The organism is Salifodinibacter halophilus, assembly GCA_012999515.1.
In the GTDB taxonomy this organism is placed as follows: Bacteria; Pseudomonadota; Gammaproteobacteria; order Nevskiales; family Salinisphaeraceae; genus Salifodinibacter; species Salifodinibacter halophilus.
In genome coordinates this window covers 869713-892815 of sequence record JABEEB010000001.1, presented here as the reverse complement: position 1 = coordinate 892815, position 23103 = coordinate 869713, and the positions used below count along the sequence as shown (strand labels likewise).

At 59.0% G+C, this 23103-nt stretch carries 22 protein-coding genes; 11 read left to right on the top strand and 11 right to left on the bottom strand.

Going from position 1 to position 23103, the window contains the following annotated elements:
• Window positions 1-11 precede the first annotated feature (11 nt).
• Window positions 12-629, bottom strand: a complete 618-nt coding sequence (locus tag HKX41_04025) for a nitroreductase family protein (protein ID NNC23320.1) — start codon at window positions 627-629, stop codon at window positions 12-14.
• A complete protein-coding gene (gene purB, locus HKX41_04020) occupies window positions 626-2008 on the bottom strand; it encodes an adenylosuccinate lyase (protein ID NNC23319.1) in 1383 nt (460 codons plus the stop codon). Before purB ends, HKX41_04025 begins: the two co-directional genes overlap by 4 nt.
• Before the next feature lie 199 nt (window positions 2009-2207).
• On the opposite strand from purB, the gene HKX41_04015 reads away from it, so the two are divergent.
• Together HKX41_04015 and HKX41_04010 are read left to right on the top strand one after the other, a co-directional pair.
• Window positions 2208-3611 (top strand): class II fumarate hydratase, encoded by a 1404-nt coding sequence (locus HKX41_04015; protein ID NNC23318.1) that lies wholly within the window; start codon window positions 2208-2210, stop codon window positions 3609-3611.
• Between the two features lie 63 nt (window positions 3612-3674).
• Window positions 3675-4118: a hypothetical protein gene (locus tag HKX41_04010; protein ID NNC23317.1), complete on the top strand. Its 444-nt coding sequence runs from the start codon at window positions 3675-3677 to the stop codon at window positions 4116-4118.
• Between the two features lie 67 nt (window positions 4119-4185).
• On the opposite strand, the gene HKX41_04005 is transcribed toward HKX41_04010, so the two are convergent.
• Window positions 4186-5649: a sodium:alanine symporter family protein gene (locus HKX41_04005; protein ID NNC23316.1), complete on the bottom strand. Its 1464-nt coding sequence runs from the start codon at window positions 5647-5649 to the stop codon at window positions 4186-4188.
• Window positions 5650-5856: 207 nt separating this feature from the next.
• On the opposite strand from HKX41_04005, the gene HKX41_04000 reads away from it, so the two are divergent.
• Complete coding sequence (locus tag HKX41_04000) at window positions 5857-6351, top strand: GNAT family N-acetyltransferase (protein NNC23315.1); 495 nt, start codon at window positions 5857-5859, stop codon at window positions 6349-6351.
• A 142-nt stretch (window positions 6352-6493) separates the two neighbouring features.
• Here the strand turns inward: HKX41_04000 and HKX41_03995 are convergent, their stop codons facing one another.
• Entirely contained in the window at window positions 6494-6970 is a 477-nt protein-coding gene (locus tag HKX41_03995; GenBank protein NNC23314.1) for an RDD family protein, read from the bottom strand.
• 229 nt (window positions 6971-7199) lie between these two features.
• Here HKX41_03995 and cysZ point away from each other — a divergent pair, with 229 nt between their 5' ends.
• Complete coding sequence (cysZ, locus tag HKX41_03990; GenBank protein ID NNC23313.1) at window positions 7200-7985, top strand: sulfate transporter CysZ; 786 nt, start codon at window positions 7200-7202, stop codon at window positions 7983-7985.
• A 57-nt stretch (window positions 7986-8042) separates the two neighbouring features.
• Here cysZ and HKX41_03985 read toward each other — a convergent pair whose 3' ends face one another.
• Window positions 8043-8699 (bottom strand): DUF924 domain-containing protein, encoded by a 657-nt coding sequence (locus HKX41_03985; GenBank protein ID NNC23312.1) that lies wholly within the window; start codon window positions 8697-8699, stop codon window positions 8043-8045.
• A gap of 216 nt (window positions 8700-8915) precedes the next feature.
• Here HKX41_03985 and HKX41_03980 point away from each other — a divergent pair, with 216 nt between their 5' ends.
• Window positions 8916-9434 (top strand): YgjV family protein, encoded by a 519-nt coding sequence (locus tag HKX41_03980; GenBank protein NNC23311.1) that lies wholly within the window; start codon window positions 8916-8918, stop codon window positions 9432-9434.
• A gap of 114 nt (window positions 9435-9548) precedes the next feature.
• On the opposite strand, the gene ettA is transcribed toward HKX41_03980, so the two are convergent.
• A complete protein-coding gene (gene ettA, locus HKX41_03975; protein NNC23310.1) occupies window positions 9549-11210 on the bottom strand; it encodes an energy-dependent translational throttle protein EttA in 1662 nt (553 codons plus the stop codon).
• Window positions 11211-11416: 206 nt separating this feature from the next.
• On the opposite strand from ettA, the gene HKX41_03970 reads away from it, so the two are divergent.
• The 4 genes from HKX41_03970 to HKX41_03955 all read left to right on the top strand — a co-directional run bounded on the left by HKX41_03970 (window position 11417) and on the right by HKX41_03955 (window position 16014).
• Entirely contained in the window at window positions 11417-12046 is a 630-nt protein-coding gene (locus HKX41_03970) for a phosphoadenosine phosphosulfate reductase family protein (GenBank protein ID NNC23309.1), read from the top strand.
• Window positions 12047-12262: 216 nt separating this feature from the next.
• A complete protein-coding gene (locus HKX41_03965) occupies window positions 12263-13243 on the top strand; it encodes a bile acid:sodium symporter (GenBank protein ID NNC23308.1) in 981 nt (326 codons plus the stop codon).
• A 388-nt stretch (window positions 13244-13631) separates the two neighbouring features.
• Window positions 13632-14747, top strand: a complete 1116-nt coding sequence (locus HKX41_03960) for a DUF481 domain-containing protein (protein NNC23307.1) — start codon at window positions 13632-13634, stop codon at window positions 14745-14747.
• A 61-nt stretch (window positions 14748-14808) separates the two neighbouring features.
• A complete protein-coding gene (locus HKX41_03955) occupies window positions 14809-16014 on the top strand; it encodes a TraB/GumN family protein (protein NNC23306.1) in 1206 nt (401 codons plus the stop codon).
• 45 nt (window positions 16015-16059) lie between these two features.
• On the opposite strand, the gene HKX41_03950 is transcribed toward HKX41_03955, so the two are convergent.
• Entirely contained in the window at window positions 16060-17037 is a 978-nt protein-coding gene (locus HKX41_03950; GenBank protein ID NNC23305.1) for an aldo/keto reductase, read from the bottom strand.
• Window positions 17038-17201: 164 nt separating this feature from the next.
• On the opposite strand from HKX41_03950, the gene HKX41_03945 reads away from it, so the two are divergent.
• Window positions 17202-17789 (top strand): exopolysaccharide biosynthesis protein, encoded by a 588-nt coding sequence (locus HKX41_03945; GenBank protein NNC23304.1) that lies wholly within the window; start codon window positions 17202-17204, stop codon window positions 17787-17789.
• Here HKX41_03945 and HKX41_03940 read toward each other — a convergent pair.
• Window positions 17765-18304: a phosphatase PAP2 family protein gene (locus tag HKX41_03940; GenBank protein ID NNC23303.1), complete on the bottom strand. Its 540-nt coding sequence runs from the start codon at window positions 18302-18304 to the stop codon at window positions 17765-17767. The two genes, HKX41_03945 and HKX41_03940, sit on opposite strands and share 25 nt — an antisense overlap.
• A 381-nt stretch (window positions 18305-18685) precedes the next feature.
• Here HKX41_03940 and HKX41_03935 point away from each other — a divergent pair, with 381 nt between their 5' ends.
• Window positions 18686-19642, top strand: coding sequence for an MBL fold metallo-hydrolase (locus HKX41_03935; GenBank protein ID NNC23302.1), 957 nt, complete (start codon window positions 18686-18688; stop codon window positions 19640-19642).
• Between the two features lie 44 nt (window positions 19643-19686).
• On the opposite strand, the gene HKX41_03930 is transcribed toward HKX41_03935, so the two are convergent.
• From HKX41_03930 to HKX41_03920, 3 genes are all read right to left on the bottom strand, one after another.
• Window positions 19687-20361: a thiopurine S-methyltransferase gene (locus HKX41_03930; GenBank protein NNC23301.1), complete on the bottom strand. Its 675-nt coding sequence runs from the start codon at window positions 20359-20361 to the stop codon at window positions 19687-19689.
• Window positions 20339-21109 (bottom strand): glutathione S-transferase, encoded by a 771-nt coding sequence (locus tag HKX41_03925; protein NNC23300.1) that lies wholly within the window; start codon window positions 21107-21109, stop codon window positions 20339-20341. The genes HKX41_03930 and HKX41_03925 overlap by 23 nt, the downstream gene beginning before the upstream one ends.
• Window positions 21110-21184: 75 nt before the next feature.
• Window positions 21185-23077, bottom strand: a complete 1893-nt coding sequence (locus HKX41_03920) for an ATP-binding cassette domain-containing protein (GenBank protein NNC23299.1) — start codon at window positions 23075-23077, stop codon at window positions 21185-21187.
• Window positions 23078-23103: the final 26 nt, after the last annotated feature.

The window sequence follows — 23103 nt, the reverse complement described above, 5'->3', positions numbered from 1 at the left end:
GGTGTCCGGCGTTAAACGTCGGGAAATGTATCGCGAAAGACGACGTCGGCGTTGGCTACTGGACCGCTGCGCGGATAAGGCGGGTTGACCGCTTTGCCGATCGTTACGATCAGGCTGATCCGGTGGTCTGGTGGCAAGTTGATCAGATGGGCGACACGTTTGAAGTCGAAACCGTCCATCGCACACGAGTCATAACCGAGGCCCTTGGCCGCCAGCATGGCGGTTTGGGCGGCGATGCCGCAGGAGCGCATGCCTTCGTCGCGCTGGAGTTGTGCGTCGTCGCGATAAAAATGCTCGATCTGGCGCACCATCGATTCGGCGACGTGCGGCGGCGCATTGCGCCAGTAATGATGGGGCGATTTGGCCCAGCTTTTCAGATCCAGGCAGAGCACCAGTAGCAGCGATGCCTCGGTGATCTGCGGTTGGTTCCAGGCCGCTTGCCGGATTTCGGCGCGTAGTTCGGTGTCCTGGACCGCGACAAAGCGCCAGTTCTGGATATTGAAAGCGGTCGGCGCGCAGCGCACATAGTGCATGAGCGCGTCGAATTCGGCGGCGCTCATGCGGTGCTCGGGGTCGAAATGCCGCGTCGAGCGCCGCGCCTCTATGGTGTCGAGCACGTCCACGGTCAGCTGCGCCGCGCTGCCAATGCGCGCGCTTGCGCCTCGGCGTTGCCGGTGTAGTCTGCCGGCGACATCGCGGCCAGGCGTTGTTTATCGGCGTCGGAGATGTCTAAGCCGGCGATGAACTGTGCCATGGCGTCGGCGTCGATCGTCTGACCACGCGTCAGGGTTTTTAGCTGCTCGTAGGCGCCTGGGACGCCGCGAGCGCGCATCACGGTCTGGATGGCCTCGGCCAGCACAGCCCAGTTGTCGCCGAGATCCGCGGCGATCCGGTCGGCGTTGGGTGCCAGCTTGGTCAGACCACGCAGCGTCGACGCGTAGGCCAGGTGGCCGTGGGCGATGGCGACGCCGAAGTTGCGGAGCACGGTGGAGTCGGTCAGATCGCGTTGGAAGCGTGAAATCGGCAGCTTTTCGGCGAAGTGTGTCAGTAGCGCATTAGCCACGCCTAGATTGCCTTCGGCGTTTTCGAAGTCGATCGGATTGACCTTGTGCGGCATGGTCGACGAGCCGACTTCACCCGCGACGCTGGCTTGTTGGAAATAGCCGAGCGAGATATAGCCCCAAATATCGCGACAGAAATCGGTGAGCACCGTGTTCAGGCGCGCCAGCGCGTGGGCATACTCAGCGATAAAGTCGTGCGGCTCGATCTGTGTGGTGATCGGGCTTGGTGCCAGCCCGAGCCGCTCGATGAGCTGGGCGGCGATGGCGGGCCAGTCGGCGTCGGGATACGCGGCCAGATGGGCGTTGTAGTTGCCTACGGCGCCGTTCATTTTGCCGAGGATGGCGATCGCTGCGAATTGTTCACGCTGGCGCTCGAGGCGGGTCGCGAATACCGCCATTTCTTTGCCGAGTGTGGTCGGCGAGGCAGGTTGGCCGTGGGTACGGGCCAGCATGGCCATCGATGCCGAGTTATCGGCTAGTTGACGCACGGCGTTCAGAACCTCGTCGACCTGCGGCAGCACATGGTTGTCGCGCGCGTCGGCCAGCATCTGGGCATAGGCCAGGTTGTTGATGTCTTCGGATGTAGCCGCGAAGTGGAAGAATTCGCTGGCTGTGGCCAGCTCCGCGTGGTCGGCCACGCATTCGCGCAGGTAATATTCCACGGCCTTGACGTCGTGATTGGTCTCGGCCTCGATGGCTTTGACCCGCTCGGCCTCGGCTACATCAAAGTGTTCGAGCACCGTATCCAGCCGTGCGTCGGCGTCCGCCGACAGCGCGTCGAGGTCGGCCACTTCGGGCTCGGAGGCCAGTGTGCGCAGCCACTCGATTTCGACGATTAGTCGGTAGCGGATCAGCGCGTATTCGCTGGCGACTGCGCGCAAACGCTGGGTCTTGCGGTCGTAGCGGCCGTCGATTGGTGATATGGCGGTCAGCGCGTTCAGGGGCAGGCTCATTGTTGGCATGATTGCGTAAGCGGCAGGACGCCGCGAATTCTAAAGGATTTTTCCGCCGTTGACCGATCTGGCACACGCCAAACTCCAAGTTAATGGGTGGCTCGCCACGGCAAAATGAAACGACGCTAAGTTATATTGCGGGACGAAACATGCCGCGGTCGCGCGACACACCTAAACCAGCGAGGAGAGCCTGATGGCAAATGGCGAATTCGACACCAACAATACGCGCACCGAAAAGGATAGCCTGGGCGAGCTGCAAGTCCCGGCCGATGCCCTCTGGGGCGCACAATCCCAGCGTGCGGTCGAGAACTTCCCAATCTCCAACCTGCGTGCGCCGCGTGCCCAGATCAACGCGTTGGGGCTGATCAAATCCAGTGCCGCGCAGGTCAATCGCGACCTCGGCCTATTGGATACCGACACCGCCGAAGCCATTATCCACGCGGCCAACGCCGTGGCACGCGGCGACCACGATGACCACTTCCCGGTCGACGTATTCCAAACCGGTTCGGGCACATCGACCAACATGAACGCCAATGAGGTCATCGCGCATCTGGCCAGCGAAGTCGGCGCCGATACGGTGCATCCGAATGACCACGTCAATATGGGGCAATCCTCCAACGACGTGATTCCGACCTCGATCCATGTCGCCGCGGTGATCGAATGTGAAAAACAACTTTTGCCGGCGCTGGAACACTTTCGCGATACGCTGCGGCGCAAGGGCGACGAACTGGCTGACGTAGTTAAAACGGGGCGCACACATCTCATGGATGCCATGCCTGTGCGTTTCGATCAGGAGATGGGCGGCTGGGCCGCGCAGATCGAGTCCAACCGTAAGCGTGTGGTCGATACACTCGAGCGTGTACGTGGCCTCGCGCAGGGCGGCACCGCCGTCGGCACTGGCATTAATGCGCCCCCAGAGTTCGGTGCCCGCATCGCGAAAACGCTGACCGAGACGACCGGCTGTGAATTCCGGCCCAGCGACAACAACTTCGAAAGTCTGTCGTCACAAGATGCCGCGGTTGAGCTGTCCGGTCAGCTCAAGACCGCAGCGGTGTCAATCATGAAAATCGCCAACGACCTGCGTTGGATGGGATCCGGGCCGCTCGCAGGCCTATCGGAGGTTCAACTGCCCACGCTCCAGCCAGGCTCCAGCATCATGCCCGGCAAAGTTAATCCGGTGATTCCGGAATCCGCGGCGATGGCCGCCGCCCAGGTCATCGGTAACGACAGCACCATCACCGTCTCCGGTCAATCCGGCAATTTTCAACTGAACGTCATGTTGCCGGTGGTGGCCTATAATTTGCTTCAGTCTATCGAGCTGCTGACCAACACCAGCAATACATTGGCCGACAAAGTCATCAGCGGTTTAACCGTCAATCGGGATAACATCGACGACACATTGGCCAAAAACCCGATTCTAGTTACTGCGTTGAATGCGGTTATCGGTTATGACAAGGGCGCGGCGATCGCCAAACAAGCTTATAAAGAAGGCCGGCCAATCAAGGAGCTTGCCCGCGAGCAGACTGAACTAAGCGACGCTGAACTTGATCGCCTGCTGGACCCGGCCGAGCTTACAAAAGGTGGTATCAAGCACTAAACATAGCCAGCTACAGCGACAAGCAATGAGCCGTTGATAAGCGAGCTCACAGCGAGTGCTAGCTTGTTCAATGGTGATAGTGAATACGGTGAAATGAATACGACGCATACGAGTCACATGATGAGCCGCCCGCATTCGGTGACCCGGGCACTATGGCTGTTCTGGGCAATGATTGGCCTGGCCATTCCAAAACTGGCAATAACATTGCTCGTACCGGCGAAAGGGCAACAGCATGGCGTGGCCATCGTCTCTTTTCTGGCCGTATTCGGCCTGATTGCACTGGCTAATATCTACATCGCCAAGCAGACAAGCTGGGCCCGCGGCATCGTGTTCGTGCTCTTCCTAGTTGGCATTACACCGCAATTGCCAATCGTCATGACCCATATCGAGCGCATGCCAGTAATCGGCACGCTGACATTATTGCAATTCGTGGCCGGCGTTGTCGGGTTATTTCTCGTCTACCGAGAACCAGCCGCGAGCTGGTTCAAACCGCCGAACCGGCCGTAACGGCGCCTGCCTATCAAGGTGTTGCCATGGACGCCACGATTCTTGCGTGGCGTCCATGGCGGCAGGGTTAAGTGTTGTCGGTGCGCGACGACGGCCAAGCATCGGGATCGACCTGGTGACTCAGTCGCGGAAAGCGCTGTGGATCGAAGGTGGGATCCAGGCCATCCTTGATCTGGCGCTCGTAGTCGCGGAATAGCGTGAAGGCTACCGGTGAGAGTAGCAGGATCGCCACAAGGTTGATTAGCGCCATCATGCCCATCGACAGGTCGGCGAAGCTCCAAACCACCCCAAGATTGGCTACCGCGCCGATTATCACCATCGCCAGAACTGCCAGGCGATAGATCAGGATGGCGCCGGGCGCGAATCTGGAGCCGACGAGATGCTCCACGTTGGTCTCGCCATAGGAATAGTTGGCGATCACCGACGTAAAGGCGAACAGCAGGATTGCCACGGCGACAAATATACTGGCCCAGTCGCCGACTTGCTTCGAGAGGGCGATCTGAGTCAGTTGGATGCCGTTGGCTTCATTGCCGGCGAATACTCCCGGGCCGGCCATGATGACGATGGCGGCGGTGGCAGTGCAGATCACCAGGGTGTCAAAGAAGACGCCGAGCATCTGGATGAAGCCCTGGGTGGCGGGATGGTTCGGGTGTGTGTATGCGGTGGCGGCGGCGTTCGGGGCCGACCCCATACCCGCTTCGTTGGAGAACAGGCCGCGTTTGATGCCGTTCATGATGGCTTGAGAGATGGCATATCCGACGGCACCGCCAGCGGCTTGGTTGAAGCCGAAGGCGCTTTTGAAAATGGTCGTGATGACTGCCGGCAGCTCGCTGATGTTGAGCAATACGACCACGATGGCCAGCAACAGGTAGATGGCAGCCATCATCGGTACGATCAGTTCAGCCACCCGGGCGATGGACTTCAGGCCACCGAAGATAATTGGTGTTACCGCGACGACCAGGGCTACGCCAGCCACCCAGGGTGGTAAAGCAAAGGCTTGCTCCATGGCTTGGGCGATGGAGTTGGACTGCACACTGTTGAAGGCCAGGCCGAAGGCGATGATCAAGCAGATGGAAAACAGCGCTGCCAGCCAGCGTTGCCCAAGTCCCTGGGCGATGTAGCGGGCGGGGCCGCCGCGGAAGGTGCCGTCGCCGTGGTCCGTCTTGTAGGCCTGGGCCAGGGTGGATTCGACGAAGCTGGTGGACATGCCTACTAGAGCCGTCATCCACATCCAGAAGATAGCGCCCGGCCCGCCGAGAGAGATGGCGACCGCCACGCCGGCTAAGTTACCAGTGCCCACCCGGGCGGCCAGGCTGGTGGAAAGGGCCTGGAACGAGGAGATGCCACTGGCGCTACGTGAATGGCGCATGAGCTTGAACATGTGCCCGAAGTAACGGAACTGGATGCCGCGCGTTATGACGGTGAAGTACAGGCCTGCGCCAATTAGCAGGTAGATCAGTAAGGAACCCCAGATCAAGCCATTGCCGGCGGCCACCAGCTCCTTGAATTGTTCGAAAATAGAAAATTCCATGGTTTCTTTATGCTCGTGCCCATCAAAGGATGCAAGGCCATTTTTCATGGATGTCACAAAATGGCAAGGATAGCTTGTCGATAAGCGCTTTGGAGGCGGAATAATTCGGCACGCGAAGAGCGTGTTGGCTATTGGCATAGCATGGCGTATCAGGCCGCAGATGCTCGAATTATCCGCTGATCCAATTGATTTTTATGAGGGCCGCCTATGACACTTATCCGCACATTTGAAGACTCTGACTGGCCAGCTGTTTGGAACATTCTGGCGCCAATCTTTCGTGCTGGTGATACCTATGGCTTTGCGCCGGATATAGCTGAGGAAGAAGCACGCCGGGCGTGGATTGAAGGCCCCGATGTCACGTTCGTGGCCGAAGATGAGGCGGGCGTAATCCATGGCTCTTATTACCTAAAACCCAATTGGCCCGGCCCAGGCTCGCACGTGTGTAACTGTGGCTATGTCGTTGATCCCGTGGCCCAAGGCAAGGGGGTGGCATCGTCGATGTGCCAACATTCGCAAGAGGAAGGTGTAAGGCGCGGTTTTCGCGCGATGCAATACAATTTTGTTGTATCAACCAACGAGGGCGCGATCAGGCTTTGGCAAAAGCTTGGATTCGAGGTTGTAGGCACGCTTCCCGAAGCGTTTCAACACCCCACGCATGGCTACGTTGATGCGTATGTCATGCATAAAAAACTGGTGAGTTAATGGTTTGGATGCCGAAAGGCTTACCACCACAAAAACACTTGTTCGCGATATAAAGCTAGGTGGCTTGCTCTAACCTGTCCGTGGCGTTGGGACTGACTGTGGGGCTGTGTTTTTGTTTGCCAATCGGGATTGGGCAACCGTTTCAATGGTGCTTGAAATTAACCGGATCGGCGCTGCTGCGCTTCGGTCGTACCACGACCGTGTTAGCGAGTTTGTCGTGCCACCCCTGTTTTCGGCGGTCAAATGCAACCCATATCAGGCCTAAAAGAAACGGAATCATAGACACGGCGTAGCCGATGTAGCGGCCGATATTCTGGCCGATACTCGGTGGTTGTCCGGTCGTAGCATCGGTGATTTTCGCCGAGATGATCATTTTGCCCGGTGTTGCTTGTAGGGTGCTCCAGAACGTGATTACGGCAGTGGCGGGAAAAACCCAATTAATAAGAAAATAGGTCGGGCCCTTGATGATTGCCTGCGGCGTGTCGTATTGACCGCCATAGGCCATGGCCATCAGCGCCCCGATGATGGCGGATAGCAGGATCGTATCGATAATGCTGGCGCCTACGCGTGGCCAGAAGCCGACGTATTCAAGGTCTTGTTCTTCGTTTAGCTGTCGCATGGTCCTGGATTGTGGAAGGCGGTATAGACGCTTGCTTGCATCCATTGAACGTGCGACGGGTTATCTTGTCCAGTGTCGGTTTGAGCGCGGCAAGGGCCGCCGTGGTCGCACATCGAGATGTGTGTTTTCCGCGCGGTTGGGTTGCAGTAATGCCATAGATGGTGTGGTGTGCGGCCGTTGTTGTCTTTGCTCTTGCGCCGAATAATGTCGCATTACCATGAGGTGTGTCGTGCCGCGATCAGCTAATCCGGTAGCCGATTTCACAACCGGTGCAGTCTGTGCGCTGCGCGGGTTTTCGTTATTGCGCGATCCCGCATTGCGGCGACTTGCCGTTTGGCCGGTCATCATCAACGTATTCGTGATTGTCGGTCTGCTCGGCGTATTTGGCTGGCAACTCGATCACTGGCTCGATGCATGGGTCGGCGCGTTGCCCGGCTGGTTGGACTGGCTGGGGGCGCTGCTATGGGTTGTCGGCTTGTTGCTCGCGCTCGTGTTCTTCGCGTTTGTCTTCGTGATTCTGGCCAATCTGATCGCGGCGCCGTTCACACCGTTTCTATCGGCCCGTGTGGAAGATCGGTATGGCAACGGTGTGCCCGAATCACGGCACGGCATGGTGGGCGAAATAAGCGATGCTGTGGCCAGCGAAATCAAACGTTTGATGTATTACGCAACACGGGCATTATTGCTTTTGCTTGTCACGTTCGTGATTGGCTTTATTCCGGTTGTCAATCTGCTTGTTGGACCCATGTGGCTTGGCTTCGGCGCGCTTATGGTGGCGTTCGAGTATCTAGACGAGCCGCTCGGCAACCGTGGTATGTCTTTCGACAAAAAGACGGCGTTTTTGCGTTCACACGCTATGCGACACATCGGCTTTGGTAGCGTAATCATGGGGCTGACCCTGTTACCGCTGGTCAATCTTGTGGTCATGCCAGCGGCCGTGATCGGCGCCACGGTGATGTATCTTGAAACGGCGGGGGAGTTGCGGCGTGGCTTCGCCATCCGCCTGCGCGATTAATGTCCTATGATCGGGTACTTGGGGCGGTGCTAAAGCGGCATTGGGCGTGGGCGATCGCTATAGGCTGGATTGCCGTTGTGCCGCCAGAAAATGCGTTTCCGCCGTCGTGTTTGTGCGCCCGATAATCGCGTTTCGGTGCGGGAAGCGTCCGAAGCGGGCAATAATGTCTCGGTGTGCGAGCGCGTGGTCGAGGAAACCGGCGTATTGCGCGCGGTCTTTTTCATTCACCCCGCGTTGTAGCATCCGAAACAGCGTCACAGCCCGCTCTTGTGACGCCAAATCCTCGTGGTGCTCGAACGGCATATAGAAAAACACGCTTTGTACCGGGTGTACGAGCCAGTCGAAGCCGTGCTCGAGACTTTCGTTGGCCACTTGTCGGGCGAGGTGGTCAAACTTATACATATGCGGCGTGCCGCGAAAACAGTTGCGCGTGAATTGATCGAGCGCGATTACAAGCGCTAGTGCGCCGGTCGCGGTTGCCCGCCAGTCGTCGTGTTGGCCGGCGGCAATAGCGTGTATGAGCGGCTCGAACTGCGCGCGGACTGTGTCATCGAAATTGTGGTCGGCGCCAAACCAGCGTTGTCCCCAGACGCTTGGGAATCCATGGTCGTCATCAAGCGCTCCGAACCAGAACTCCAAAACAGCAGCGGGCTCGGATGAGGTGCTATTTGAGGCAGCGCTCGGTTGCTGGGTATTGCTTGTCGGGTCTGCCATGCAGTGATCCGAGCGAAAGTTATGTGGATGACCGTATCAAACCAAACGGTGGGCCGCCGGCCGTGCCAAACAGGCGGTTTGAGCGGGCTGTGCGGGTTGGTGGCGTTTTCTTGTGTACCCGGATCAACCACGGCTGATGCGTCACACCGGGCACCTCATGTGATCACCTGCTATCGTCTAGCGGCTATCCGCGCTTAAGTCATTGAGAGCGCTTTCATGCCAGATGTTTTGACGCTTCGCTGGATCGCCGGCCAAACGTTTGGCGTGGTTGCGTTGACACTGTGCATCATCGGGTTTGCCGCCAAACGTGATGATCGATTGTTCTTCCTGCTGCTGTTCGCGAATGTCGCCTTTGCGCTTCAGTTCGCTATGTTCCGGAGCTGGGCGGCGGCCGCTGTGACGGTGTTGATCATCCTGCGTATCCACCTCGTGCGGCGCTACAAGCACAACGGTCGAGTTATGTGCGTCATGCTGGTTGCCACATGCGTTGCCGCCGCTTTGACCTGGCATGCGCCACGCGATATCTGGGCGGTCGCGGCCGGAAGTCTCGGCACGTACGGTATGTTCATGCACGGTGGCGTGCCCATGCGGCTTTTTCTCACTGGTGCCGCTTTCTGTTGGGTGGTGATGCAAGTGTTGGTTGGATCGTTCGGCGGCACGCTCGCCGAATTATTGATTCTGGCAACCAATCTGATCACGGTGGCGCGGCTCAAACGGCGGGGCGGTGCGCTCTGAAGCTTGAAGTTAACCAGAGCATGTCAGCGGCAACTGGTGCGCAGTCCTCGCTAAGCGTCTTGTGAATGTAACCAGGCGACCCCGATAAGAGTCGCCAGGTTACGACACAGATCGTCAGGCGAGTTTGCGGTGTTTGGCCTTGGATGATCCCTCGGCGGCGCTACCCAGCCTGCGTTTGCGGTCGGCTTCGAAATCTTGGTAGTTACCTTCGAGGAATACCACGCCGTCCGGCTCAAAAGCGAGGATGTGTGTCGTGATGCGGTCGAGGAACCAGCGGTCGTGCGAGATGACCATGGCGCAACCAGGGAAATCCAGCAGGGCCTGTTCCAGTGCGCGCAGCGTTTCCACGTCGAGGTCGTTGGTCGGCTCGTCGAGTAGCAGTACGTTGCCGCCTTTCTGCAGCAGTTTCGCCAGATGCAGGCGGTTACGCTCGCCGCCGGATAACTCGGAGACACGTTTTTGCTGGTCCGAGCCCTTAAAGTTGAAGCGGCCGAGATAGGCACGTGAAGACACTTCGTAGTTGCCGACTTTTAGAATATCCTGGCCACCGGAGACCTCTTCCCAAACGGTGTTGCCGGCGTCGAGTTCGTCGCGCGACTGGCTGACGTAAGCCGGTTCCACGGTGTCGCCGATGCGGATTTCGCCCGTGTCGGGCGTTTCTTCGCCGGTCAGCATACGGAATAGCGTGGTTTTGCCCGCGCCATTCGGGCCGATGATGCCGACGATTGCGCCCTGTGGCACCGTCAGTGAGACGTTTTCGTAAAGCGTGGACTGGCCGTATTGTTTGGTCACGCCGTCCAGCTCGAAGACCAGATCACCGAGGCGTGGCCCTGGCGGGATGTAGATTTCGTTGGTTTCCGAACGCTTCTGATATTCCTGCGATTGAAGTTCTTCGAACTGTTTCAGGCGGGCCTTGTTCTTGGATTGTTGGCCCTTGGCGTTCGAGCGCACCCATTCCAGTTCGGCGGCGACGGCTTTCTTGTGTGCAGCTTCGGCGCGTTGTTCCTGGGCCAGGCGCTTTTCTTTTTGTTCCAGCCAGGATGAGTAATTGCCTTGCCAGGGGATGCCGTGGCCGCGGTCGAGCTCGAGGATCCAGCCGGCGACATTGTCCAGGAAGTAGCGGTCGTGGGTGACGGCGACGACGGTGCCATCGAACTCATCCAGATAGTGTTCCAGCCAAGCGACCGACTCGGCATCCAAATGGTTGGTCGGTTCGTCGAGCAGCAGCATATCGGGTTTGGATAGCAGCAGCCGGCAAATCGCCACGCGACGACGTTCACCGCCCGACAGTGTATCGACATGGGCGTCCCATGCCGGCAAGTTAAGGGCCTCGCCGGCGCGATCGAGCGTGTTGTTGATTTCCCAGCCGTCAGCGGCGTCGATCGCCGATTGCAGCTCCGCCTGTTCCGTGAGTAGTGCTTCGAAGTCGGCGTTCGGGTCGCCGAATGCTTCGCTGATCTCGTTGAAACGGTTGAGTTGATTGACCAGCTCGCCGAGGCCATCCATAACATTGCCGCGGACATCCTTGTTCGGATCGAGTTCCGGCTCCTGTGGCAAATAGCCGATGTTGATACCCGGCATCGGACGGGCTTCGCCATCGTAGGTTTGATCGGTGCCGGCCATGATCCGCAGCAAGGTGGATTTGCCGGCGCCGTTGTAGCCGAGCACGCCGATCTTGGCGCCCGGATAAAATGACAGCGAGATATCGCGCAGGATCTGTTGCCTGGGCGGTACAGTCTTGCTGACGCCGCTCATGGTGTAGATGTATTGGGCCATCAAAATTCCCTGAACAATTGGGGGCGAGGGTGTCGTGGTATGCACGCCGCCCGCGCCTCGTGGTGTAAAACCCGGTCACGCCAAGCGTGCTATCGATATAATCCAATGATATCAGCGAACGCTTTATCATAAGCAAATCCATAGAGAACATGTCGTGTAACAGCTGCAGCGAGGCTGCATAGCCGACAATAAGGAGCGTGTGGCTTATGAAAGTTGACGTAAACGCAGCCAATGCCGAGCTGGCTGGGCAGCATCCGCAATCGATCGTGGAATGGGCTGCGGGGCTTGGTGGCAAGACCATCGTGACCACGAATTTTGGCCCCAACGAAGCGGTGTTGCTGCATCTGGCCACCCGTGTGCAACCTGACATGCCAGTCGTTTGGGTGGATTCTGGCTATGCCACGCGATACACCTATCTGTTCGCAGAAAAACTTATCGATCAGCTCGGCCTGAATATCCACGTCTACAACCCAATCGCTTCGGCCGCGCGCCGCGACGCCGTAATGGGGATTCCGGATGTTGACGACCCGCAGCACGAAGAGTTCACCCGGCAAGTCAAACTCGAGCCGTTCACCCGCGCGATGGCGGATATGGCGCCGGATGTCTGGTTGACCGCTGTGCGGCGCGATCAGACCGAATTCCGGCGCAACATGGAAATCGTTACACAGGATAGTGCCGATAGCGTGGTCAAAGTCGCGCCGGTCTTGGAATGGACCGAGTTCGACATGCATGCCTATCTCGAGCAGCATGACTTGCCGAACGAGACGCGCTACTACGACCCGACCAAAGTTCACGGTAACCGCGAATGCGGCCTCCATAATCGGTTTTCGGCTTAGCGAGCTACAAGATGATTGACGCTGTCCCGCCGTTAGCCGGCTGACGGCGGGACAGCGTCTATAACCGGCCGTAGTTGCGGCCAACATTGCTGTGGTCGTGCGATGGCCCGAGCGTCATTGCACACCATGGCGCGTTGGCGTTGCACGTGGGGAGCCATGGTGTGGCCGCCGCACGCTGCCTGCTGAGATCGGGTGTTCGGCCGGTATAATTGCACGATGAAACTATTTCGTTGGCTACCGGACCGTTTCGTGCTGGCCCTCATAGGCGCGATCGTTTTGGCGTCCTTTTTGCCCGTCCGTGGGGCGTTTGCCAGCGTGTTCGACGTGGTGACGCTGGCTGCTATTGCGTTTTTATTTTTCCTCCACGGTGCCCGGTTATCGCGCGAAGCCGTTGTCGCTGGCATGTGGAATGTACGGCTTCACACGGTCGTTCTGGCAACAACGTTTGTCTTGTTTCCGTTGCTTGCGCTGGTCGCGCAGCCGCTTTTGAATGGCTTGCTAACGCCGGCTTTGGCCGCCGGTGTGTTGTATCTGGCGCTGGTGCCATCGACAGTTCAATCCTCCATTGCGTTTACTTCGATCGCCGGCGGTAACGTGCCGGCGGCCGTATGTACAGCCAGTTTGTCGAACATGCTGGGTGTGCTCGTCACACCGCTTTTAGCCGGTGTGCTCATAACCGGTGCGACTACCAGCAGCGGGATATCACTGGCTGCGCTTGGGCATATTGCGGTCGAAATCTTGTTGCCGTTTGTGCTTGGCCAATGCGCGCGGCCGGCGGTGGGCCGGTTAATCGAGGGGTATCCACGTATCGTCCGTTTCGTTGATCAAGGGGCGATCGTGCTGGTGGTCTACGGCGCATTCAGTGCGTCGGTTGTAGCCGGCCTTTGGGTCGAGACACCGCTGGCGTCATTAGTTGTGCTTGCGGCCGTGGATATCATCTTGCTTGCCATTGTGCTGCTCGCAACTTGGGCGCTCGGGCGCGCTCTTTTTGGCCGGGGTGATGCGATTGTGTTGCTCTTTTGTGGCTCCAAGAAAACTCTGGCTGGCGGAATTCCGATTGCGAACGTGCTGTTTGCATCTAGCCGGCTCGGTTCGATCATCCTGCCGTTGATTATGTTTCATCAGATTCAGCTGCTCGTGTGTGTGTGGATCGCACGCAGCTTGTCGGCACGGGCGCCGGCAAGCGAACAACGCTAGTACGGTTGGCGCGCGTGCCAGTGGGTGACTGCCGGCGCGCGGTGTTTGGATTAGGCGTCAGGGGCAGCGTTGGCATTCTTATGGCAGTATTGGCGATCGCGCGCGCAGGGCTGTCGTTGGTTATTGGTCGCCAACTCGGTGTGGCGTGCTCGCGAGTCGGATCGCTGTTGTCGGTGGTGGCTGGTTGCAGCTGGTCTTGTCGGATTGGAATTAGCGAGTGGCGAGCCAGCGCCAGTCGCGGGGATGGCTGTGCTTGGCGTTGGAGCGGTATTACCATTCTGTTGTGCTGACCGCCGGCTACTCGCGCGTTGGCGGTCTATCCCCGGTCCGGCGACATGGGTGGCGGTACCCGGGTGCGCCGCAAGTATTTACGGTTAAGGAGAGTTAAGTGAGTGATCGAATGCGTATCGCCTTGTCTGGTTTGGCGATATTAGGGGTAACAACCGGATCAGCGGTCGCTGATACGGTTTATCTGAAAGGCGGCAGTCAATTAGAAGGTCAGGTTCAGACCATGACCGCCAATAAGCTGACGCTGGATACTGATTACGCGGACACGCTTACGCTCGATCGCGACACCTTGGCGGGTGTGACCACGGATGAGGCGGTGCCGGTAGCGCTCGGCCCGAATCAAACCTCGACTGTGCGCTTAGCATACGACTCCGATGCGGAATCCCAATACGCATATACGGAAGATGCACAACAAGAAACGGGCAGGAAACGGATCGAGCTGACCAGCGTTGATCAGCTTCGGCCACAAAAAATAGCCGAGAATGAGCGGCAGACCGAGGCCAAAAAGTACCAACTACCCGAGTATGCGCACGAGACGGGGCCGGATAACGTCGCATGGTCGGGCAATGGCCGGCTCGGTATTAACGGCAGCCGTGGCAATTCGGAAAACACCAATATCCTGGCCAGTATATCGGCCTTGCGAAGCACCGGTTTGACGCGGCTCGATTTGCTGGCATCGGCCAACATGTCCACTTCAGATGGCGATAAAACCGAAGAGGATTATCTCGGGAAAGCATCCTATGAGCGGGATTTGTCCCGCCGATTGTTCATGTTCGCGTCGCAGTCGCTCGAGCATGACCGCTTCCAGAATTACGATCTGCGTAGCCGGACGTTAGCGGGGCCGGGGTATTTCGTGGTGCGCCAACCGCGTTTGATTTTCAAGCTCCACGGCGGTCTCGGTTATGAGTTCACGAAGTATTACGAGTCGGGGCAAAGTGAGAACGAAATGGTTGCTGCTGCCGGTTGGCATTACGGCGAGCTGTTTGGTGACTATCTCAAGTTGACCCACGACTTCGATATTTATCCGCAACTCACTGATTCGCCAACTAATAACTTTTCACTAAAGTCGGTGCTCGCAGCGACTGTTCCGATCGCCGACAGCTCCGTCTGGGCGGTTTCGGCTCAGCTTGAGAACGACTACAACAACAATCCGAAAGATTCGGATACTGATAAGTTGGATACAATTTATTCATTGACACTCCAGCGATCGTTCTAAGCCGGCAGATGAGCCGCATTGGATGGCGTCGTGTTCGGCGGCCCGGAGAGAAGCGCACTTAATGGCTGACGACAACACAGCCTCGGCAACCCGCGGGCCGCGCGAAACCGTGGTCGTTGGCGACCGTGAATATGTTTTGCTCGGTACCGCGCACGTGTCGGCAGAAAGCGCGCGCGAGGTGCGCGCCGAAATCGACAGCGGCGACTACCAGCGCGTCGCCATCGAACTCTGCGCGCCGCGGCATCAGACGCTCACGGGCGACGATCAGTTAGCCGACCTTGATTTGTTTCGTGTCCTGCGCGAAGGCAAGGCCGGCATGGTTGCGGCCAGTCTGGCAATCGGTGCCTACCAACAGCGGCTCGCGGACCAGCTAGGCATCGAGCCTGGCGCCGAAATGCGGGCCGCGATCACGGCCAGCCAGTCGCACGAATTGCCACTTGATCTGATCGACCGCGAAATTGGTGTAACGCTCAAGCGGGTTTATCGCCAGATTCCGTGGTGGCAGCGTCTGTCGATGCTGGGCGGTCTCGTGGGCAGTCTGCTGTCGCGCGAGAAAATCACCGCTGAAGACATTGAGCAACTCAAGGACGGCGATATTCTGGAGTCGACGTTCAAGGAGTTCGCGGCCCAGTCATCGGATCTGCACGCCGCGCTTATCGACGAGCGTGATCGTTACATGGCCGCGTCGCTGCTGGCTACGGACGCACCGGCGGGCCGCACCTTGGTTGTCGTTGGTGCCGGCCATTTGAAGGGTCTGGCGAATCATCTGCGCCAGGGTTTTGATAATCCGGCCACTGTGCGTGGCGAGTTGAGCACAGTGCCGCGCGGTGCGCGTTGGCTGAAGTGGATACCGTGGGCAGTGGTGGCCGTGGTGTTGGTCGGGTTCGCGATCGGTTTCTGGAGAAGCCCGGCGCTTGGTGGCCAGCTCGTACTGGAGTGGGTGATCATTAACGGTGCGCTGTCCGCACTGGGTGCTGCTGCCGCGCTGGCGCATCCGCTGACCGTAGTGACGGCTTTTGTTGCCGCGCCACTGACGTCGCTAAACCCGACTGTAGGCGCCGGCATGGTCACGGCCGCCGCGGAGTTGTGGTTGCGAAAACCTCGAGTCGGCGATTTCGCCATGTTGCGAGGTAACGTCAAGTCGGTGCGCGGCTGGTTCAGAAACCGCGTGTCGCGCACGCTGCTTATCTTTTTATTTTCGACGCTTGGTTCCGCGGCCGCCACTTACATCGCGGGTTTCCGCATCGTCGGTCAGCTTTTCGGTTGACCCTGCGCCGCTGGCTGGTGCAACCAACGGCGCGTGTGAAGTGATCTATTGATGCCCCACGACCGGATGGGGTACATAGTCGGCTTCCAGTTCGCGGCATTCGTCGTCGGTTAACTCGATATCGAGTGCCGCAATGGCGTCATCCAGGTGATGGGCCTTGCTGGCACCGACGATGGGCGCACTTACCGTGGGTTGCTGGGCGACCCAGGCCAGGGCGATCTGCGCCATAGGCACGCCGCGATTCGCGGCGACGCGCCGGACCGCATCAACCACTGCGTCATCTGAATCGCGCGCACCGAGGCCCCAGCGTCGCGTCGCCTGATCAGTCTGGCTGCGTGTGCTGTCGCTATCCTGCGATTTCCCGGCCAGGACTCCGCGGGCGAGTGGCGACCAGGGGATGACGCCCACGCCCTGGTCGGCGCATAGCGGCAGCATCTCGCGTTCTTCTTCGCGGTAGACGAGGTTATACATCGGCTGCATGGTTACAAAACGTGTCCAGCCGTTTTGCTGAGCTACTTGCTGACATTTGGCGAACTGCCAGGCGCGCATCGACGACGCGCCGATGTAGAGCGCCTTACCCGATTTGACGACGTCGTGTAATGCTTCCATGAACTCTTCGACCGGGGTTTCGTCGTCGAAACGGTGGATTTGGTAGAGGTCGACGTAGTCGGTGCCGAGTCGCTCGAGCGATGCATCGATGGCGTCCATGATGTGTTTGCGTGATAAGCCGCGATCGTTTGGTCCTTCGCCCATCGGATTAAACACTTTGGTGGCGAGCACGTAGTCCTCGCGCGGCGCATAGTCGGCCAGCGTGCTGCCCACGATGCGCTCGGAAGCTCCGAGCGAGTACATGTCAGCGGTGTCGAAGAAGTTGATGCCGGCATCGAGTGCCTGCTTGAAAAACGGGCGGCTCGCGTCCTCATTGAGCACCCAATCCCGCCAGTTCGACGAGCCGTAGGTCATGGTGCCCAGACAGATCGGAGAAACCTTGGTGCCAGTGGTGCCGAGTCGACGATGATTCATGCCAGATCCTGTTACGGAAGAATGGGATTAGCATAACCAATCAGGCATCGGCTAACGCGGTATCCTGTCACGCTGTTCGCGTTCCCGAGCACCGCTGCGGTGCGTTTTAGAATCGGTACGCGTGTTGGCCGCCCAATTGCCGTCAGCCTTTAGCCGGAGTCGCCGTGTCGCGGGAAGTTACACTTACACTGTTAGTCGATGATCTGGAACACAGCGGTTCGGACAAGGCGCTAACTATCGATGAGGTATTGACGGTCATCGGTGAGCGCGGCTTCGGGCCATTAGTGTTAATCATGGCGCTCTTGGTGCTGCTGCCGACCGGCGCGGTGCCTGGCGTACCGACTGCCTGCGGGCTGTGTATCGTGTTGATCGCCGGTCAGCTCGTCGTCGGCAAGCGTAGGCCCTGGTTGCCGGCCCGGCTGCGCCGTCTGTCGATTGATCGCATGCGCTACAAACAGGTCGCCGGGCGCATCAAACCCTGGACCCGGCGCGTCGATCGGCTCGTCAAACCGCGACTGAGCATGCTGACCGATGGGGTGATGGCGCGCTTGATCGGTGTCGTGATGGTTGTCGTCGCGCTGTGCATGCCACCGCTTGAATTATTGCCGTTTGCGGCTGCGGGCCCCGCTTTTGGCCTGGTGCTTACCTCACTCGGGCTGGTCGGACGCGATGGGCTGTGGGTATTGATTGGGTTGGTGCCGGCTGTGGCCAGCTTTGCGCTGGTCGGTTATGTCGCCGTCGATTTTTTCTGATTAACCCCGGCTCGGTGTCGCCATGCGAAGGCGCGCTCCATAATCAGCGTGCCGCCGCCAAGTGCCACGCCAGCGAGTGTGTCGAGAGCGACATGCTGGTTGGTAGCAATCGTTGAGTAGACGATACCCACAGCCCAGCAGATGTTGATCAGGCGTAATAAGCGCGGTGCGCCACAGGCGCGCAGAATGCGCTCGAGCCAACCGGCTGTCAGCACGCTAAAAGCCGCGTGCAGTGATGGACAGGCGTTATAGCCGTGGTCGGTGCCGTGTAGCCAAGCGACGGCCGGATGCGTTGCCGCGTCGGCGGCCAGTGTCGGCGTTCGGGTCGGCCAGACGACGAATATCGCCAGTCCGACGAGGGCCATACCAGTCGCGGTGGTGAGGTAAGCGGCCAGTTGCCGGCGGTCGGGCACGAGTACCGGTGCACAAGCAACATACACCCAAAGCGATAGATAAAAGGCGATCGACCAAGGCTGAAATCCGATCCAGCGATCGACCACAGTTACTGGCATCACGGTCGTCGCGAAAATGCCGGCATGCAAAACGGCGAAATAGCTCGCGAAGAATGCTATCGCGAAGGCGGTGAGTGTCGTCCCTTTCAGCGTTCGCGCTGTGCGTCGTCGCGCCGCGATTTGATTTAAAAACAAGAGTGGATCGGCGAGCGTTCGAGATGGCACAAAAGCACGAATCAGTCTACCGGGTTAGTTATTGGCAGTGGTGGCGACCGCATGCCGCCGCGCCCGAAGGTGTCGACAGGTTCAAGCCAACACCGTGCAGTGATGCTACGGCATACTCGGCGCACGAATCAGCATTCGCTATCGCGGGCAAACGGACAACGCTTGCCTTCGTAAGCTGGGTGATTTGACCGTCAATCAAGCCAAACGAACCATGCGCGTATGACCACTGAGAATGTGAATAATCGATTGGAATCCATTGCACCAGGCGTATATCGCTTTGATACGGGTTATATCAGGCCGCGTCATACAGCGTGCTTTATTATCGCGGCGCAAGACCGAGTCGCGATTGTGGACTGCGGTGTCGCAGCGACGATCCAGCCATTACTGGCAGCGCTCGACTCGCTGGCGATAACGACCGAGCGGGTTGATGCGGTTATCGCTACCCATGCCCATCTCGATCACGCCGGCGGCGTTGGCCAGCTTATGATGGCGTTGCCTAGCGCCCGGTTGTACGCGCATCCTTCAGCAGCGCGGCACCTGATCGACCCGACGAAGTTGGAAAAAGGGGTGCGCGCTGTTTATGGCGACGCATTTTTTGATCGCGAGTACGGCAGACTGGAACCGGTTGCTGCCGACCGCGTCGTCGAAACCCCCGACAATGCCGAAGTGCCTATTGGCGAGCGCGTTTTAGATATCTTCCATACGCCAGGCCACGCGCGTCACCATCAAAGTATTTTCGACCGTCGCACGGCCACTTTGCTCGCGGGTGATGCATTCGGTGTGGGCTACCCGGAACTCGACAGCCCGGCGGGGCGGTTTTTTGTGCCGGAGACACCGCCGAACCAGTTCGATCCGGACGCGATGCACGCTTCGATTGACCGTATTATCGGTCTGGCACCGCAGCGTGTCGCGCCGACGCACTTCGGCAATGTCGACGAGGTGGCGACTATTGGTCAGCAATTGCACACGTTTGTCGATCAATACATCGATTGTTGCCGGCACGCGCAATCGATGGACGACTTGGAAGAAGCAATCATGGCACTTTATGTTCGTGCGCTGACCGATCGCGGCCGTGCCGATGATGTGCCGCGCATGCGTACGTGTTACGGCTTGGACGTGCAGCTCGTCGCTCAAGGATTGTGGGATTGGCGCAGCAAACAAAGCGCGAGTGCCTGACCACAGCACTCATCAACAAAGTGCCGACACCGGCTAATGGGCTGTTAGCCAGTACGCCGGCGCAGTTGAAATACGTGCTCACACAGTGATGGTAGGCCGTTGTCTCGCAAGTGATCGTAGAGGGATAGCACGTCGCGACTCGCCAGCCTGGCCACGACAAAATCGTCGTTGAATAGCCTGCGCACCTCGTCTTCCGGGATGGAAAAGGGCGGTCCCGACATTGCCGAGTCGGGGTACTCAAGCGTGATCAGCAAGCCGCGCGCATCATAGGCGAGCATCGCACTCATCTGGGCAACATAACGTGCCTGGGTCGACGGCGGGAGTGCAATCAACGCGGCGCGATCGAAAAACAGCTCGCACGAACGGCCAGGGCGGTCGGCCAGTTCGAAGAAGTCGCCGACGTCGATTTCAACGGCGCCGCCGCCCGGCCATTCGCCGCGATAGCAATCAGGATCGTGTGTCAGTACGCTCGGCGTCAGGTCACTTTCGGCAAAAAAATCGATGGCGGCACGCTGACTGAGTTCGATGCCGTGCACGGCGTGTCCGCGTTCTGCCAGCGTGGCCATGTCGCGTGCCTTGCCGCAAAGTGGCACCAGCACGCGTTCATTGCCTGTCGCCTCGAGCGAAGCCCAATGCTCGATGAGAGCCGGATGCCCATCAGGTTGGTGAAACCTGATTGGGCCGGTCTGCCATTTCTCAAGCCAGGTTGCAGGCGTCATCGTCTCGCGCTGGGCTCGAATCGCCGTCCAGCTCAGGATATTGGCGAAAGATGCCATGTTGGTTGAACGGCTGGCGACGATCCGATACTAGATAGGCAGCGATCCCAGGGCGCGCCGCCACGGCGTCATGCAGTGTATTCAGGTTGGGGATGGCATCGTTGAGACTGGCCATCGCGGTTGGAAATGCGTAGCGAAGCCCAGCCAGTATCTGGAAAAGGGACAAGTCAGCCGTCGTTGCATCGGCACCCACGAGCCAGGGTGCTGCCGTGTTGGTGGCCGTTACCTGCTCGAAGTAGCTGAGAAACTTGGGCAACCGGCTGGCTCGGAACAGCGCTGCGCGGTGCTTGGCTTCGGAGGTTTGATCTTCGTAGTACAGATCGGGGCCAAGTGGGTGGTGGGTGTCGTGGATTTCGGCGACGAAATCCGAGAGTGTTAGTTGTAGCCCGTGGCAGAACGCGTCCTCGGCCGCGTTGTCGGATGCAAGCCCGAGGTCGTGGCCGGTCACCCGCAGGATGTTAGCGACTTGCGAGACCATGCCGATCCCGTCAATGCGCAGAGCAGGTGGCGCGAATGGTGGGCCGGTCGTGTCGTCATAGAGCGACCGGGCAACGGCGCCGGCGCCGTCTCGTTGGCCGACATCGATATAATCAGCGCCTGCGTCTTCCAGTGCCAGCCGGATGAATTCGCCGCGTCCGGGGATACCGGGCCAGTAGTAGAGTTCGTACATAACGCCTCGCGATTGCCGCATCCATGCTGGAATACTACCGGTTTATCAACGATAAGGACGACCTGGCTGGCCCGACATAAGTGCGCCTACCGACTGCTAGCTCTGGTTTTGACGCGACTCCAGTTCCTCCCAGCGCGCCATGGCGGTTTCGACTTGTGCACGCAGTTCGTTTAGCTCGGTGGTCTTGTTGGCGATTGCCGCCGAATCGCCGGTGTAAATCGTCGGCGAGCCGAACTCGGATTCGGTGGCCGCCACGCGGTTTTCGAGCTCCTCGATTCGGCCCGGCAGTTCGCGCAATTCCTTTTGTTCGGCGCGCGACAGGCCGGCCGTCGAACGTTCCTCAGCCTTGGCGTGTGTGCCTGAACTGGCACTGCGTGTCTTGGGGGCGGATTGGTTGTCGTGTGTAGCCGGGCGTTGCTGGAGCCAGTCCGAATAGCCACCGATGTAGTCACCGACCTGGGCATTGCCTTCGAACACGAGGCTGGAGGTTACGACGTTATCGAGAAACGCGCGATCGTGGGAGACGATGATCAGCGTGCCTTGAAACGCCATCAGTCGTTCTTCCAACAGCTCGAGTGTTTCGATATCGAGATCGTTGGTGGGCTCGTCCATGACCAGTAGATTAGCCGGGCGCGTAAACAGTTTGGCGAGCAACAGGCGGTTGCGTTCGCCACCGGACAGTACGCTGGCTGGCGAGCGGGCGCGCTTGGGCGAGAATAAGAAGTCACCGAGATAACTCATCACGTGCCGATCTTTGCCGTTGACCGTGATGCTGGTGCGGCCCTGGCCGACGTTGTCCACGACCGTGGCACTGTCGTCGATGGCCGCGCGCTGCTGGTCGAAATAGGCGATATCGAGGTTAGTGCCTAGTTTTAGCGTGCCGGTGTCCGGCGCCAGTCGGTCGAGTAAAAGCTGGATCAGCGTGGTTTTACCGCACCCGTTCGGGCCGATGATGCCGACTTTGTCGCCGCGTTGGATGGTTGTCGACAGGTCATCGACGATCGGTTGTTCGCCCCGGCTGTACGAGACATGTTCGGCAACCACGACGTTGCGCCCGGAGCGCTCGACGTCCTGGGTCGTGATATTTGCGGTGCCGGTTCGTTCGCGGCGCTGGGCGCGCTCGGTGCGCATGGCCTTGAGTTCGCGAACGCGACTTTCGTTGCGCGTACGGCGCGCTTTCACGCCCTGGCGTATCCAAACTTCTTCGGCTGCCAGTTTCTTATCAAAAGCCGCTTGCGCTTGTGCTTCGTCGGCCAGTGCCTTGTCTTTGTCAGCCAGAAATTGATCGTAGTTGCCGGACCAGGAAGTTAGATAGCCCCGATCCAGATCGACGATGCGCGTGGCCAATCGCCGCAGAAAGGCGCGGTCGTGGGTGATGAACAGCAAAGCGCCCGACCAGTTGGCGAGGATGTCTTCGAGTTGGTCGATGGCGGCGATGTCGAGGTGGTTGGTTGGTTCGTCGAGCAGCAGTAGGTCGGGTTCCTGGACCAGCGCGCGGCCGAGCAGGACGCGACGTTGCTGGCCACCAGAAAGGTGTTCAAAGCGAGTGTCAGCGCCCAGCGAAAGTCGTGAGATTGTTGCTTCGACCCGTTGTGCGAATGTCCAGCCGTCAGCGGCATCGACTTCCGCTTGGGCGGCCGAAAACGCATCCATGACGTCTTCGCCCGCCGAGAGTCTTGCCGTTAAGTCGTGAAAGCGCGCCAGTGCGTCGCCTATCCTGCCGAGCCCGGCGGCGATCACGTCGTAGACGCTGCCGGTTGTGCCCGCGGGTACATCCTGCGTCAGCCGAGCAATGCGTACGTCGCCGCTTTTTTCGACCGACATGTGGTCGGGCTCGACTTCGCCGGCGAGGATCCGCAGTAGTGTCGACTTGCCCGTGCCGTTGCGGCCGACCAATGCGACGCGCTCGCCACGTCGCACGGTGATCTCGGCGTCGTCGAGCAGTGGTGTTGGGCCATAGGCCAGGGTGATGTTTCGGAGTGTCAGCATAGATTTGTCGTAATCGAGGCCAGAAT

Coding starts and splice junctions, on each gene's coding strand:
- HKX41_04015 (NNC23318.1), top strand. CDS start 2,208: ATGGCAAATGGCGAATTCGACACCAACAATACGCGCACCGAAAAGGAT.
- HKX41_04005 (NNC23316.1), bottom strand. CDS start 5,649: ATGGAATTTTCTATTTTCGAACAATTCAAGGAGCTGGTGGCCGCCGGC.
- HKX41_04000 (NNC23315.1), top strand. CDS start 5,857: ATGACACTTATCCGCACATTTGAAGACTCTGACTGGCCAGCTGTTTGG.
- HKX41_03995 (NNC23314.1), bottom strand. CDS start 6,970: ATGCGACAGCTAAACGAAGAACAAGACCTTGAATACGTCGGCTTCTGG.
- HKX41_03985 (NNC23312.1), bottom strand. CDS start 8,699: ATGGCAGACCCGACAAGCAATACCCAGCAACCGAGCGCTGCCTCAAAT.
- HKX41_03980 (NNC23311.1), top strand. CDS start 8,916: ATGCCAGATGTTTTGACGCTTCGCTGGATCGCCGGCCAAACGTTTGGC.
- ettA (NNC23310.1), bottom strand. CDS start 11,210: ATGGCCCAATACATCTACACCATGAGCGGCGTCAGCAAGACTGTACCG.
- HKX41_03970 (NNC23309.1), top strand. CDS start 11,417: ATGAAAGTTGACGTAAACGCAGCCAATGCCGAGCTGGCTGGGCAGCAT.
- HKX41_03965 (NNC23308.1), top strand. CDS start 12,263: ATGAAACTATTTCGTTGGCTACCGGACCGTTTCGTGCTGGCCCTCATA.
- HKX41_03955 (NNC23306.1), top strand. CDS start 14,809: ATGGCTGACGACAACACAGCCTCGGCAACCCGCGGGCCGCGCGAAACC.
- HKX41_03950 (NNC23305.1), bottom strand. CDS start 17,037: ATGAATCATCGTCGACTCGGCACCACTGGCACCAAGGTTTCTCCGATC.
- HKX41_03935 (NNC23302.1), top strand. CDS start 18,686: ATGACCACTGAGAATGTGAATAATCGATTGGAATCCATTGCACCAGGC.
- HKX41_03930 (NNC23301.1), bottom strand. CDS start 20,361: ATGACGCCTGCAACCTGGCTTGAGAAATGGCAGACCGGCCCAATCAGG.
- HKX41_03925 (NNC23300.1), bottom strand. CDS start 21,109: ATGCGGCAATCGCGAGGCGTTATGTACGAACTCTACTACTGGCCCGGT.
- HKX41_03920 (NNC23299.1), bottom strand. CDS start 23,077: ATGCTGACACTCCGAAACATCACCCTGGCCTATGGCCCAACACCACTG.